Genomic DNA, 14,191 nt, shown 5'->3' on the forward strand with positions numbered 1-14,191 from the left:
CGATAAGTCACCCCGGTGAGCCCACGGCATGCGAGCACACAGCGCATCGCGCTCGGCGAAGTGTGCCCACAACGGCACCACTTCAAACCCCATCGATCGGGTTTAAGCCCATCAGCAGTGGGAATTCGGCCACCACATGCACGCAGGCCCAGACCATCCGCAAGTGGGTCGACTCCTCGAAGTCGAAGCGCTCACGCCAGAGAGGACCACAGCCCATGACCGAGGCGACATCCGCGCACACGACCGCCGGGCACACCACTCCGGTGCCCCGGATTCGCGGTGCCGGTGCCCTGCGCGTACTCGCGGAGCTCGGCTTTGCCGCCGTCGCTGCCGGTGTCATCGTGCGCCGACCGCTGGTGATGGCCGGGCTCGAGCGAGTGCAAGCCGACTCCACCGCACTCAAGTGCGCACGCCGACTGCGCGAGCAGTACGGGTCCGGACCCGTCGAGCTGGTACTACCTGGCCGTCGGATTCTGGTGATCCTTGATCCTGCCGACGTCCAGCGGGTGCTCGAGGAATCGCCGGATCCGTTCAATCCGGCGACACGGGAGAAGAAGGCCGCGCTCAACCCGTTTCAACCGCATGCGGTTCTCATCTCGGAGGGACACCTCCGTGAGCAACGACGGCTGGTCAACGTCGCCGCGCTCGACACCCCGCGTGAACTGCACAGGATGGCAAGCACGATCGCGGACGTGGCCGGTCAAGAAGCAGACGTCCTTCTCTCTCAGATGACAGAAGCGGGGTCCATGAGCGCCGACGACCTGTTGATCGCCTGGTGGAAAGCGGTACGGCGGATCACCTTCGGCGACACTGCACGCGACGACGAGCAGACCACCGACCTGTTGAGAAAACTCCGGGCGGCCGGCAACTGGTCTTTCCTGTCGCGCCCGCATCCGATGAGACGGGAGCGGTTCATCGAGCGGCTGTACCAGTACGTCGCCGACCCGGCCCCCGGAAGTCTGGCAGCGGCACTCGGCGAGATACCGACAACACCTGCGGTCGATCCCATCGGGCAGATGCCCCACTGGCTGTTCGCATTCGACGCCGCGGGAATCGCGATGAGCCGTGCACTCGCGCTGCTGGCCACTCATCCCGGGCAGATGCAGCGGGCCTTGTCCGAGGTCGGATCCGATGGCACGGAGCCGCGCACGTACGACTTCCTTCGCAACTGCATGCTGGAATCGGTGCGACTGTGGCCCACCACGCCCAGCATCCTGCGGGACACCACAGCCGACACCTATTGGGGCGACGACCGCTCGATGGTGGCCAAAGCCGGCGCCGGAGTCATCATCCAGGCACCGGTCTTTCATCGGGACCCCGAACTGGCGAATTACGCCAACACGTTCGCCCCGGACATCTGGAGCGACGGCCGGGCCGCAGCACGCCCGGATCTGGTGCCCTTCAGTGCCGGACCGGCCCGATGCCCTGGCGAGAACCTCGTCTTGTTCACCACGAGCACGTTCCTCGCCCATCTGCTGCGGGGTGGGCGCTTTACGCTGACCTCCACACCGCACCTGTCGCCCGACACACCGCTTCCCCTCACCCTCAACAACTTCGGTCTCCGGTTCGAGGTGTCTGCGCCCTCTGCGGTGTGATCGGGCGCTCCGCGGTGTGAGACCGGGCTGTGGCCGTGGCCCGCCGGTACCCGGACGCGGCGGGCCCGGCGGGCGGACGTCAGCTCGGGGTGGCGCCGATCAACATCAACGCCAGCAGTCCCAGTACTGCCGCGACCACCAGATAACCCGACCAGCCCGGCCCGGGTTCGTCGCCGATCGGACGAGTGTGGGCACGGAACGTCGGTGACGTCCATGTCGCCGGCGGCGAGTAAGAACTCATGGTCCACCTCCTGATATCTCCCGCCCGGCAAGGGCGGCTGACTCACACAGCGAGATTCCAAACGTCAAGAGACAGCTGTTTATTGCGTCCGGGCGGACGGATGTAGCCGACGCCACATCGGGAGGCCACGGGCCTCCCGCTTCGAGAGCGGTACGGGCCGGGTCGACGAGCGACCACAGGAACCGGCGGATTGTCACACCGGGAAAAATAGGGCTCCGGTTGAGCTACAGGGTCGGGGGTCGTGCAGCTCAACCGGAGTTATCAAGTACTTCGCCGTAGAGGCGCCGGGCGTTACACACCTTCAAAAACTTTTTTCAGATGTGCAATACCCGGCGTCCGATCACGCCTCGATGATCGCGGTGACGCCCTGCCCGCCGGCAGCGCAGATCGAGATCAGCGCACGTCCGCCGCCGTTCTCCTTGATCTGCTTGGCCGTCTGGGCGACGATCCGGCCGCCGGTGGCAGCAAACGGATGGCCGGCCGCCAGCGAGGACCCGTTCACGTTGAGCGTGCTGCGGTCGATGCTGCCGAGTGCCGAATCGAGGCCCAACCGCTCCTTGCAGTACGCGTCGGACTCGAACGCCGCCAGCGTGCACAGGACGACCGAGGCGAAGGCCTCGTGGATCTCGTAGTAGTCGAAGTCCTGCAAGGTCAGGCCGTTGCGCTGGAGGAGACGCGGAATCGCGTAGGTGGGAGCCATGAGCAGGCCGTCGGGCCCGTTGACGTAATCGACCGCGGCGGTCTCGACATCCACGAGGTGTGCGAGCACCGGCAGCTTCTTCTCCGCAGCCCACTCGTCGGTGCTCAGCAACACAGCGGAGGCGCCGTCGGTCAGCGGAGTCGAGTTGCCCGCAGTCATGGTGGCGTCGCCGAGGGACACCCCGAAGACCGGCTTGAGAGTCGACAACTTCTCGACGGTGCTTCCCGGCCGCAGGTTCTGGTCGCGAGTGAGCCCGAGGAACGGGGTGATCAGGTCGTCGAAGAATCCGCGGTCGTATGCGGCTGCCATGTTCTTGTGGCTGGCTGCGGCGAGTTCGTCCTGGTCGGACCGCTTGATGCCGAACTCCTTGGCGGTGATCGCGGCGTGCTCACCCATGGACATGCCGGTACGGGGTTCACCGTTGCGTGGGATCTCGATGCCCAGCGACGTCGGGAGCTTGGCGATGGCCTTGAGGCGGTCGACGGTGCTGCGGGCCCGGTTCACTGCCAGCAGCGACTGTCGCAGATCCTCGGATACCGCGATCGGGGCGTCGGAGGTGGTGTCGACGCCGCCGCCGATACCGGCGTCGAACTTGCCCGTCGCGATGCCGTCGGCCACAGCAGAGATCGCCTGGAGACCGGTGCCGCAGGCCTGCTGGAGGTCGAAGGCCGGGGTGTAGGGCGACAACGCCGAGCCGAGGACCGACTCACGGATGAGGTTGAAGTCGCGCGCGTGCTTGAGCACGGCACCACCGGCCACCATGCCCAGCCGCTCGCCCTGAAGGCTGAACCTGCTGATCAGGCCGTCGAGGGTGGCGGTGAACATGTCCTGGTTGCTGGCCTTGGCGTAGGCCCCGTCTTGCTTGGCGAACGGGATCCGGTTGCCGCCGACGATCGCGACAGGTCGCACGGTACGGGTCTGGTTATTCGATACCACTGTGGATCTCCCAAGTTGTGGATGGCTCTTATGGCGTATTCTTACTCCCGAGTAAGTTCGTTGTCGAGCCGCCCCCGGGATATGCCCGACTCGGGTGGTGCACACAACACACATGCCGTACGCGAAGCGTTCAAAAGCAAAGAAAAGGGAGTGCACGTGTCTGCCACAGGAACCACCGACCTTTACTCGACCATCGTCAGCTCAGGACCGGGCGCGTTCATCGCGAGCAAGGTGGGCTTGCCCCAGCCGCCCACGCTGCGCCGCTACAAGGCCGGCGAGCCCCCGCTGGCAGGGCCCGTCCTGATCGGCGGCAACGGCAGGCTGATCGAACCGCTTCGTGAGCTTCTCGCCGACGATTACGAACTCATCGTGAACAACACCAATGGTCGCGGTGCGGACAAGTTGGGTGCGGCGGTGCTCGATGCCACCGGCATCACCAAATCGTCCGAGCTGTCGCAGCTGTTCGAGTTCTTCGCGCCCACCATCCGGTCGGCGGGCAACAGTGCGCGGTTCGTGGTCATCGGCACCACTCCGGAGCTGATCAAGAACCCGAGCGAGCATGTCGCACAGCGCGCACTCGAGGGCTTCACCCGTTCGCTGGGCAAGGAACTGCGCAACGGCGCAACCGCCCAGCTCGTCTACGTCTCCCCCGATGCCAAGACCGGTTTGAGCGGACTGGAATCGACCCTGCGATTCCTGCTGTCGGCGAAGTCGGCGTTTGTGGACGCCCAGGTCATCCGCGTCGACGAGAAGGATGCGGTTGCCCCGGCCAGCTGGGACAAGCCGCTGACCGGCAAGGTTGCCGTGGTCACCGGTGCCGCCCGCGGTATCGGCGCCACCATCGCCGAGGTCCTCGCGCGTGACGGCGCCCACGTCATCGCCGCCGACATCCCCGCGGCCGGTGAAGCGCTGTCGGCCACCGCCAACAAGGTCGGCGGCACCGCGCTGCCGATCGACGTCACCGCTCCTGATGCCGGTGCCAAGCTCGCCGAGCACGCACTCGAACGTCACGGCGGCATCGACATCATCGTCAACAACGCCGGCATCACCCGCGACAAGCTGCTCGCCAACATGGACGACGCCCGCTGGAACGCGGTCATCGGCGTGAACCTGATCGCCCCGCAGCAGCTGGTCGACGACCTGCTGGAGGCCGGCGCACTGCGGGAGGGTGGCGCGGTCATCGATGTGTCGTCCATCGCCGGCATCGCTGGCAACCGCGGTCAGACCAACTACGGCACATCCAAGGCCGGGGTGATCGGGCTCGTCGACGCGTACGCGCCGGTTCTGGCGGAGAAGAAGATCACCATCAACGCTGTCGCGCCCGGCTTCATCGAGACCGCGATGACGGCGGCCATCCCGCTGGCCACCCGCGAGGTGGGCCGCCGGATCAGCTCGCTGCAGCAGGGCGGTCAGACCGTCGATGTCGCCGAAACCGTTGCCTACTTTGCGAATCCGGCTTCGAGCGCGGTGACCGGCAACGTGGTGCGCGTGTGCGGTCAGAGCATGCTGGGAGCGTGACGTGCCAAAAACCATTGAGCTGAAAGGGTTTCCGGCCACGTCCGACATCTATCGTCGCGCGGTGGTCGGAATGCTGCCCGGTATCGGCAAGTCCGGTCCCATCAAGGCCGACGCGCACCTCCCCGACACCGAACTCGCTCTGTCCGATGTGAAGGTCGACCTCGACCAGCTGCGCGCATACTGCGCCAGCACCGGTCAGCGATTCGGCGACACCCTGCCGCTGACCTTCCCGTTCGTGATGCAGTTCCCGCTCGTGATGGAACTGCTTGTCGCCCGCGACTTCCCGTTCTCGGCGGTGGGTTCGGTGCACGTGGAGAACACCATCGAACGCATCCGCCCGGTCGCGGTGACCGAGCCGCTGAGCATCCGTACACACACGGAGAATCTGCGGGAGCACCGCAAGGGGATGCTCGTCGACGCGATCTCCGAGTTCTCGGTGGGCAACGAGCTGGTCACCCGTCAGACCGCGACGTTCCTCAGTCAGCAGCGCACAAGTTTGTCCGGTGGTGAACGCGGCGAAGCCCCCAAGGACCGTCGTCCGGCGCCTCCGGACGCGACTCTGGTCGCCAACCTCGGCCTGATTCGTAAGTACGCGTCCGCGAGCGGCGACCGCAACCCGATCCACATGAGTGATCTGGGCGCCAAGGCATTCGGGTTCCCGCGGGCCATCGCCCACGGGATGTGGACCGCTGCGCGCGTGGTGGCGAATGTCGAAGGACAACTGGGCGACAAGGTCACCTACAACGTGCGGTTCGGCAAGCCGATCGTGTTGCCCGCCAAGGTGAATCTCTACACCACCCGCACCGGCGACGGATTCGACCTCTCGGTGCTGCATCCCAAGAAGGGTTACCCGCACCTCACGGCGACCATCCGCTGACCCCGAATTGGTGGGTTCGGGCGAGCATTTCCCCTGGTGGGGCTCGCCCGAACCCACCAGTTTCGGTTAGGGGCAGTCGGATCAGGGGCGGTCGCCCGCCAGGCCTTTCCAACCCATCGAGACCATCAGGTCGGCGGCAACGTCGAGGTCGATGTCGCCCTCGGAGATCCGGTCGGCGACAGCCTCACCGGCCCCGACGAGCGCTACGGCCATCAGCTCGAAGTCGGTGTCGCTGGGGTGCGGGACGGTGGTGCCCCGACGCAGCAGATCGGCGACCATCTCGATCAGCCGGGCGCGGCTCGCGGCCACCAGGCCGGCGAACTTGGCCTGACCGCTGGCGAGGCGGTAGAGCACTCGCCATGATTCGCGGTTGTCGTGCACATAACGCAGGAAGCTGTAGATCACCGTGCGGGCCTGGTCGTGCTGGCGCAGATTGGGGTCGAACCCAGAGCTCATCGCCTCGATGAACCGAGCGCCTTCACGGCTGATGCACGCGCCGAAGAGTTCGTCCTTGGAGCCGTAGTAGAGGTAGAGCATCGGCTTGCTGATACTGGCCTGGGCAGCAATCGCGTCCATCGACGTCTCACGAAAACCGTTGGCGGCGAACACTTGCACAGCGGCGTCGAGCATCTGCTGCTCTCGCACGGCGCGTGGCAAACGCTTCGTTCCTCCGGCCACGACGACCACACCCCCTTTGAATTCAGACGAATGTCACCTTACCAGCCGGTAAGTTCGCCGCGGCCCGTCAAGGGACCGGGGCGCCCCGATCAGCAGTCGACTTCTTGTCAGCAGTCGAGTTCGCCCTTGGCACGCAGCACCCGGACCACCGATTCATCGACCTGCTGGGCCGGCAGAGTGCCGGAACCCATCGCCGCAGTCAGTGCGTCGAGCACCGCGGGCACCTTGTCGGTCGAGAGCCACAGGGCGATGTCGGCGCCGGCGCTGATCGCCAGGGTTGCCGCCTTCTCGATGCCGTACTTGGCACTGATGGCAGCCATGCCTGACAGGTCGTCGGTGAAGATCGGACCATCGAAGGGCTTGCCGCCATATCCCGTGCCGTCGCGCAGCAGGGACATCGCGGGTTCGCTGATGCTGGCGGGGGTGTCCGGACCGGTCAGGCCCGGCACGATCAGGTGCCCGACCATCACCGCCACCCCGGGCTGGATCAACGTCCGGTAAGGAACCAGGTCACTGTCCTGCAGTTCGTCGAGATCCGGGGTCGCCACGGTTCCCGTGTGGGAGTCACCGGACCCGTGTCCGTGCCCGGGGAAGTGCTTGAACACCGGCATGATTCCCGCGTCCTGCAGACCATGCGCGTAGGCGTTGGCGTAACGGGTCACCACCGCGGGGTCGTCGCTGAACGAACGGTCCCCGATCACCTCGTCGTCGGATTCGTCGCTCACATCGGCGACAGGCGCGTAGTCGACGGTGATGCCGAGCTCTTTCATCTGCAGGCCCTGCTCCTTGGCCAGGGCACGCACCTGCTCCACCGTCATCGTCGCGGCCAGTTCGCGCGCCGACGGGCTGTCGATACCGAGGCCGGACAACCGCGAGACGCGGCCACCTTCCTGATCGACCGTCACCATGACCGGCGTCTCGGCCGCCTTCTGTACAGAAGCCACGCCGCCGTCGGACAGCATCCCGAGATCGGTCCAACTGCCGATGAAGACGCCACCGATCTGTTCCCGGCGCACGATGTCCACCGCATCCTGGGTGCCGGTCACCCCGACGACCAGCAGCTGGGCCAGCTTGCGCCGGGGCGACATCTCGGCCAGTTCGCGTGCGCCACAGGCTGCCGGCATCACCTGCGGCGCGGCGGACGTCGACGACGACGGTGCCACCGACGACGAGGACGGGGCGTACGCCGTCGTAGAACTGAGGCCGCTGCCGCCGTCGCTGCCACTGCATGCGGCGAGCATCGCCACGCTGACCGCGAGTACCGCGAGAGTGTGGCCGGGACGATGCCGTCCGCCGCGCGTCGACGCAGGTCGACCGGCTCTTTCAAGCCTTGCGCGAGGACGGGTCGGGCTGGGCCGGGGGCGAGCGAACATGGCACGAGTGTTGCATGCCGCCCTGGTGTGACGTGGGTTACATTGAGCGCTATTCTGAGGCTTACAAGCCCGTACGGGAGGAAAACGCCATGTCCAGTCAGTCCGGTACCGGCAAGCAAGACACGATCATGATCGCTTACGACGGAACCGACAATGCCGACCGTGCGATCGACTACGCCGGCCGCTTCCTCGCCGCCCACCGAGCGTTTGTCGTCACCGCATGGGAATCGGGTGTGCACCAGAGCGCACGCCTGTCTGCACTCTCCGGAGGTATGCAACCCGTGCTGCACTCGGTGGTCGACCAGGACATCGACGACGCCCTCCACGAGGATGCCCGCACCCGCAACGCCCGGGGAGTCGAACGCGCGATCGCCGCCGGTCTTCGCGCCGAAGGACGACTCGCCGAGGTCGATTCCACCGTCTGGGGTGCGCTGGTGGACGCCGCGGACACCCTCGACGTCGACATCCTGGTGACAGGCACCCGCGGGTCGTCCGGCCTGCGTGCACTGCTCCACAGCAGCGTGTCCGAGCACGTCCTCAAGCACTGCCACCGACCGGTGCTGGTGGTGCCGGCGGGGTGCGCCAAGCGCCGCGTGGATACCCGCGCCGACCTGCGCACCAGATCACGGGTGGTAACTTCGCTGCCATGATGAACAACCGCCTGATCGCCGGCGCCGTTGCTGGACTCCTGGGCGTGGTCGTGGCCATCGCGGCGGTATTTCTGGGTGGAGTACTGACGTCCGAGGACAAGCCCGCCACCGACGTCAACAGCTTCAACGCCGACAGCGGATTCGTGAAGGGCTCGGTGGACTACGGCACCAGGGACAACGCCGGAGTCACAAACTGACCAAACGGGGACTGCTTTTTGCAGCTCTGTGGGCGCTGCTGGCGTCATTCGTTCAATCCCCCGGCCTGATCGCTGCCGACACCAAGCTCGATCTGACCGGCGACCCCCTCGCCTTCCTCGGACGCGCGGCCCACCTTTGGTCGTCGATCGCCCCGCTCGGCCAGGTGCAGAACCAGGCCTACGGGTACTTCTTCCCGCACGGTGCATTCTTCGCGCTGGGCGATCTCCTCGCGATACCGCCCTGGGTGATCCAGCGCCTGTGGTGGGCATTGCTTTTATGGGTCGGTTTCGTGGGCTTCATGCGTCTCGCCGACGCCCTCGGGGTGGGATCGCGGTGGTCGCGCATCTGTGCCGCCCTGGTGTTCGTCCTGAGCCCACGGGTGATGACCACCATCGGATCCATCTCGTCGGAGACACTGCCGGTGATGTTGGCGCCCTGGGTGCTCGCGCCGGTGGTGATCGCATTGAACCGCGCACAGCCGACGAACTCCTTGCGGCGCCTCGCCTTTCAATCGGCATGCGCACTGGCACTGATGGGTGCGGTGAACGCTGTCGCCACGCTGGCCGCGGCATCCGTCGCCGTGTTGTGGTGGCTGCTGCACGCACCCCTGCGTGGTCCGGCTGCCCGTTGGCTCCGGTTCGGCGGCTGGTGGCTGCTGGGTTCCGTCCTGGCCTGTCTGTGGTGGCTGGTGCCACTACTGATCCTGTCGCGCGTCAGCCCCCCGTTCCTCGACTTCATCGAATCATCAAGGGTGACAACCGAATGGGTGTCGCTCACCGAAGTCCTCCGGGGCACAAGCGCCTGGACACCATTTGTCTCGCCGGAGCGGGTCGCGGGCGCCGGCCTGGCGACGCAGCCGTACGCGGTCCTCGCCACCGGTCTGCTCGCCGCCGCCGGATTGGCCGGGCTCGCGATGCGGTCGATGCCGGGTCGCGGCCGGTTGATCACCATCGCATTCGTCGGCCTGCTCGCCATCTGCCTCGGCTATCCCGGGCAGCTCGGTTCACCGATTTCCGAGTCGGTGAGGGTGTTCCTCGACGGTGCCGGCGCGCCACTGCGCAACGTGCACAAATGGGACCCGCTGATCCGTATCCCGCTGGCCCTGGGTATCGCCCAACTGCTGGCCCGGGTGCCGACGCCGGACATCGTCGGCTGGCGCGAGACCGGTCGGGTGTTCGCCCACCCGGAACGGTCGCGACCGGTGGCGGCCGCAGTGGTCGTGGTGGTTGCCTTGCTGGCCGCGGGATCGATGGTGTGGACCGCCGGGCTGGCGGCGCCCGCGAGCTATCGCGCGATCCCGTCGTACTGGAAAGATGCGGCGACCTGGCTCGATGACCACGGCGCCGACGAGGATCGGCGCGCACTGGTGGTCCCGGGGTCGCCGTTTGCGAATCAGACCTGGGGCCTGACCCGTGACGAGCCGATGCAGGTACTCACCGAACAGCCGTGGGCCGTGCGTGATGCCATCCCGCTCACCCCTCCCGGCGCCATCCGCGCCCTGGACTCGGTGCAGCGGGCCATCGCCGACGGCAGGCCGTCGCCCGGGCTGGCCGCGACCCTTGCCGGGCAGGGCATCGCCTACGTGGTGGTGCGGGCCGACCTCGATCCGTCCACCTCCCGTTCGGCACGGCCGCTGCTCGCACAACACGCTGTCGCGGCATCGCCGGGAATGGTGCCGGTCGCGCGGTTCGGGCCGGACGTCGGACCGAACACCATCGAGGATGTGGTCGCAGACGACGGTCTGCGTCCGAAAATGCCTGCGGTGCAGATCTTTGCGGTCGAATCGCCGGTGTCTTTCCCAGGGACCCGGCCTGCGACTGTTCCGCTGTCGTCGATGCCTCGGGTGGCCGGCGGTCCCGAAGCCCTTGCAACACTGCAGGACAACGCCGCGCTCGCCGGGCAACCGCCTCTCGGTCCGGCCCTGCTCGAATCCGATGCCCGCCGAGCGGGTCTCGCCGACGGACCCGTGGTGGTCACCGACACCCCCACCGATCGGGAAGTCGACTTCGGGCGCGTGGACAACCACAGCTCGGCCATCCGGACCCCACAGGACCGGCGCCTGACCCAGAACGCCGTCCCCGACTACCCGGTGACCGGCCAGCCCTTGGTGCACGGCGAGTGGCTACTCGACGGGCAGCCCGGCGAACTCAACGTCAGCGCGTCCGGATCAGCCTCGGATGCAACACAACTGGGGCAGAGCGCTCCGGGCAGCTCTCCCGCCGCGGCATTCGACGGCGACACCAACACCGCCTGGGTCAGCCGTGGTCTCGACTCTGCGGTGGGGCAGTATCTGCAGCTCGACTTCACCCATCCCCGCGAGCGCCTGGCCCTCGACATCACCGTCGGCAAGGCACTCGGCCCGGAGGTGGACACCCTGCTCATCACCACCGAAGCCGGTAGTACGGTCGCCACCGGGGTCAAGGCCGGCACACCTGCCACGGTGGTGCCGCCGAGCGGACCCACCCGGTGGGTTCAGATCCGGGCCATCGCGACCCAGGACAATACCGGCGGCAATCAGTTCGCGATCTCCGAGGTGACCCTGCGCGACGCGGCTGCTGCCCGCGATCTCCCCATCCGGCACCGGGTGGTGTTGCCGCAGTTGGTTGCCGGACAACAGGTCTCGGGCTGGGTTCTCGGACCGGAACTGCCCGCTCGCGCGGCCTGCGTTCCCGGGCCCGACGCCACCCGCTGCTCGGCGGGGCTGGGTCTGGCGGCCGAGGAACCAGGGGTGTTCGGTCGGGTGCTCTCGGTACCGACCACAACGTCGGTGGACACCTCGGTCACGGTCACCGCCAATCCGTCGGACGCACTCAACGCCTTGCTGTCCGGGCTCGGCTCGATCGGCGCCTCCGCGGAATCGGCCGTGACCGATCCGCGGGGCAACGCCACGGCCGCGGTCGACGGTGACCCGACGACCACCTGGATCGCCAGGGACAACGGCCCGGCGGCCGAACGACCCACCTTGCGACTCACCCTCCCGACCCCACGCGAGGTCGATGGAATACGAATCACTGTGCCACCGGGTCAGTTCCCGGCACGGCCGCAACGTCTGGCCATCGACCTGGGCAACGGCAGGCAGGTCCGTGACATCCCCGCCGATGGCACCATCGAACTCGATCCACATGTCACCTCCGCGATCACGATCACCGTGCTGGAGAAGGACGAATTGCTGGACGTGAACAGCCTCGGGTTCGCCGAGGTGTCGCCCACCGGCATCTCGGAGATCGGTGTCCTCGGGGATCGGCAGCTCGTCGCCGACCCGAACCGACGGATCGACGTGAGCTGCGATCAGGGTCCGGGTCTCACGATCGCCGGTGTGGCGCAGCGCTTCTCGCTGTCGGGGACGGTTCAGCAGCTGCGTTCCGGCGAGCCCATCCGGGCCACCGCGTGCGGCTCCGACCGGATCACGCTGCCCGCGGGTGAGCAGGAACTGATGGTCAACCCCGGCGATGCGTTCAGCGTCGCAGGGGTGAGCCTCACCGCCGGTCCCACACCACGTGCCATCCCGACACCGGTTTCCGTCCAGAAATGGGAGGCGATCGATCGCAGCATTACCGTCGGATCATCAGCCGAGGAACGGGTGCTCATCGTGCCCGAGAGCGAGAACGTCGGCCGGCAGGCACACGCGGACGGCCGCAAACTGACGCCCATCGTGGTGGGCGGTTGGCAGCAGGGCTGGATCATCCCCGCCGGGTTCGCCGGCACGATCGACCTCACCTTCCCTCTCGACCGTCCGTACCGGTGGTCGATCGGTGTCGGGCTCGCCCTGGTGGTGCTGTTGTTCGCGATGACGCTCTGGCCCCACCGATCCACAACACCTGTCTCGCTGCCGGTTTCACGCCCGTTGCGGGCAACTCTGGCGGGTCCGTTGTTCTTGGGCGCCGCCGTGTTCCTGCTGACCGGGCCGATCGGGTTCGCGATCGCCGCCGCGGTCGCGACCGCGAACACCGCCGCGATCATCAACCGCCCACGGCTGCGCATACGACGGAGTGCACCCGCGTGGGTGGCCGCGCTGATGATGGCCGCGACGTTCGGCCTCGCCGCGGGACCTTGGCGGTCGTCGCTGGGGTACAACGGCTGGGACTGGTGGGTTCAGCTACCGGCTGTGCTGGCCTTGGTGATCCTGGCGTGGAACGCCATCGCCGTGCCGCGGTGGCTGATTCGGCTCCGGGTCCGCCGCCATACCTGATCTGGCTTCCCACCGACGCAGCCACCGCCGCGCGGGATCTTCGACCCATGAATAGCTTGCAGCCGAGATGCCGATCGTGAGGAGGACGGTCAGGGCCCACACGGCAGGCATCGACCCGGTGAACGGGAGGACCCCCGCCAGAGGGAACACCGCCGCCAGCACCACCAGATGCCAGATGAAGATCGAGTAGGACCACCGGCCGAGGGCCTGCATCGGCCCGGAATCGAGGATGCGGTGCGGTCGCGGCTCACCGAGCACCAACGGGCCGAGCAGCGCGAATCCCAGCACCGCGCCGAGGACGATCTTGACGGCGAACTGCCACGGGGCCAGTGGGGCCAGGCCGGTGGGCCCGGCGAGCTCGGTGCACGAGAGGGCGAACGCCCCGGCCGCGACCACGGCCATGACGATCGGGCGCGACCCGACCCGGCTCAACACCCCAGGTGCCGGTGCGACAACCAGTTCGGCGAGCACCAGACCGGCGATGAACCACGGCATATGACCCGGAAGCCAGTTCTTGGCCTCGACACCCTGTGCGAGCGGGAGCTGTTCGGCCACCCACGCCCACGCCAGACAGACCACCGCCACCGACAGCAGGACGGGAACCCGCCACCGTGCCCGCGGACCGCGCAACCACACCAGGAACCACGCGAACAACGGCAGCAGCAGATAAAAACTGACCTCGACCGACAGACTCCACATCTGCGTCAATCCGGCCGTCAGCGTCAGTGGGACGTACACCTGGGTGAGGGTGAGATTGGCCAGCCACACCGTCGCGCTTGCGGGGCGCGCGTCCGGGAGCAGGCTGAGCACCACCACCACGACCACCACGTATGCGGGCCAGATCCGGAGAACGCGGTGACGCAGGTACCGGGCCAGGCCGGGGACCCTGGCGGTCGGATCATGGGCCGCCGCGGCATGTGGCCGCCACAGCAGGAAGCCGGAGAGCGCGAAGAACAGGGCCACCGCCATGTCGAAGCGACCCCAGACCGCACCGAGTACGTCGTCGCCCACCGAACCCGTCTGGAAGGCGACGTGGGTGGTCAGTACACCGATGGCCGCCAGCGCCCGCATTCCCTCGAGCGCGGGGACGAAGCCCTTGGCCTGCTGATCCGGACGCATGATCAGCCAATGTACCGGTGGCCGATCGTGTTGCGCCCTGTCCTGACGTGCCCGTTCCAGCCGACCTCGGCTGTTAGTCTCGCAAGAAACCACCAGCTGCACCGATCGAAGACCTGA

General features: G+C 67.2%; 11 protein-coding genes. 6 read left to right on the plus strand and 5 right to left on the minus strand.

Annotation, left to right across the window (positions count from 1 at the left end; translation table 11 throughout):
* Nucleotides 1-215 precede the first annotated feature (215 nt).
* Nucleotides 216-1,595, plus strand: coding sequence for a cytochrome P450 (locus W823_RS47985; protein WP_023960210.1), 1,380 nt, complete (start codon nt 216-218; stop codon nt 1,593-1,595).
* A 79-nt stretch (nt 1,596-1,674) separates the two neighbouring features.
* On the opposite strand, the gene W823_RS58180 is transcribed toward W823_RS47985, so the two are convergent.
* Together W823_RS58180 and W823_RS47990 are read right to left on the minus strand one after the other, a co-directional pair.
* On the minus strand, nt 1,675-1,836 hold the full coding sequence (locus W823_RS58180) for a hypothetical protein (protein ID WP_023960212.1): 162 nt from the start codon (nt 1,834-1,836) through the stop codon (nt 1,675-1,677).
* A gap of 340 nt (nt 1,837-2,176) precedes the next feature.
* On the minus strand, nt 2,177-3,472 hold the full coding sequence (locus tag W823_RS47990; RefSeq protein ID WP_023960214.1) for an acetyl-CoA C-acetyltransferase: 1,296 nt from the start codon (nt 3,470-3,472) through the stop codon (nt 2,177-2,179).
* Nucleotides 3,473-3,628: 156 nt separating this feature from the next.
* Here W823_RS47990 and W823_RS47995 point away from each other — a divergent pair, with 156 nt between their 5' ends.
* On the plus strand, nt 3,629-4,990 hold the full coding sequence (locus W823_RS47995) for a 3-oxoacyl-ACP reductase (protein ID WP_031332771.1): 1,362 nt from the start codon (nt 3,629-3,631) through the stop codon (nt 4,988-4,990).
* A 1-nt stretch (nt 4,991) separates the two neighbouring features.
* On the plus strand, nt 4,992-5,867 hold the full coding sequence (locus W823_RS48000) for a MaoC/PaaZ C-terminal domain-containing protein (protein ID WP_023960219.1): 876 nt from the start codon (nt 4,992-4,994) through the stop codon (nt 5,865-5,867).
* An 81-nt stretch (nt 5,868-5,948) separates the two neighbouring features.
* Here the strand turns inward: W823_RS48000 and W823_RS48005 are convergent, their stop codons facing one another.
* Both W823_RS48005 and W823_RS48010 read right to left on the minus strand, forming a co-directional pair.
* A complete protein-coding gene (locus W823_RS48005) occupies nt 5,949-6,545 on the minus strand; it encodes a TetR/AcrR family transcriptional regulator (RefSeq protein WP_030174971.1) in 597 nt (198 codons plus the stop codon).
* A gap of 107 nt (nt 6,546-6,652) precedes the next feature.
* Entirely contained in the window at nt 6,653-7,786 is a 1,134-nt protein-coding gene (locus tag W823_RS48010) for a glycoside hydrolase family 3 N-terminal domain-containing protein (protein ID WP_023960223.1), read from the minus strand.
* A 221-nt stretch (nt 7,787-8,007) separates the two neighbouring features.
* Here W823_RS48010 and W823_RS48015 point away from each other — a divergent pair, with 221 nt between their 5' ends.
* The 3 genes from W823_RS48015 to W823_RS48025 all read left to right on the plus strand — a co-directional run bounded on the left by W823_RS48015 (nt 8,008) and on the right by W823_RS48025 (nt 12,955).
* A complete protein-coding gene (locus W823_RS48015) occupies nt 8,008-8,568 on the plus strand; it encodes a universal stress protein (RefSeq protein ID WP_031332772.1) in 561 nt (186 codons plus the stop codon).
* The gene (locus W823_RS48020) at nt 8,565-8,765 is read left to right on the plus strand and encodes a DUF2613 domain-containing protein (protein ID WP_023960227.1); all 201 of its coding nucleotides are present in this window, start codon (nt 8,565-8,567) and stop codon (nt 8,763-8,765) included. The genes W823_RS48015 and W823_RS48020 overlap by 4 nt, the downstream gene beginning before the upstream one ends.
* Nucleotides 8,766-8,833: 68 nt before the next feature.
* Nucleotides 8,834-12,955, plus strand: a complete 4,122-nt coding sequence (locus W823_RS48025) for an alpha-(1->3)-arabinofuranosyltransferase (RefSeq protein WP_235189604.1) — start codon at nt 8,834-8,836, stop codon at nt 12,953-12,955.
* Here the strand turns inward: W823_RS48025 and W823_RS57390 are convergent.
* Entirely contained in the window at nt 12,863-14,074 is a 1,212-nt protein-coding gene (locus tag W823_RS57390; protein ID WP_081729839.1) for an acyltransferase, read from the minus strand. The two genes, W823_RS48025 and W823_RS57390, sit on opposite strands and share 93 nt — an antisense overlap.
* Nucleotides 14,075-14,191: the final 117 nt, after the last annotated feature.

Source organism: Williamsia sp. D3 (assembly GCF_000506245.1).
Lineage (GTDB): Bacteria > Actinomycetota > Actinomycetes > Mycobacteriales > Mycobacteriaceae > Williamsia > Williamsia muralis.

What these genes read in the sequence shown, in the direction of transcription:
- W823_RS48010 (WP_023960223.1), bottom strand. Translation starts at nt 7,786, where the DNA reads ATGCTCGCCGCATGCAGTGGCAGCGACGGCGGCAGCGGCCTCAGTTCT.
- W823_RS47985 (WP_023960210.1), top strand. Translation starts at nt 216, where the DNA reads ATGACCGAGGCGACATCCGCGCACACGACCGCCGGGCACACCACTCCG.
- W823_RS57390 (WP_081729839.1), bottom strand. Translation starts at nt 14,074, where the DNA reads ATGCGTCCGGATCAGCAGGCCAAGGGCTTCGTCCCCGCGCTCGAGGGA.
- W823_RS48015 (WP_031332772.1), top strand. Translation starts at nt 8,008, where the DNA reads ATGTCCAGTCAGTCCGGTACCGGCAAGCAAGACACGATCATGATCGCT.
- W823_RS58180 (WP_023960212.1), bottom strand. Translation starts at nt 1,836, where the DNA reads ATGAGTTCTTACTCGCCGCCGGCGACATGGACGTCACCGACGTTCCGT.
- W823_RS48020 (WP_023960227.1), top strand. Translation starts at nt 8,565, where the DNA reads ATGATGAACAACCGCCTGATCGCCGGCGCCGTTGCTGGACTCCTGGGC.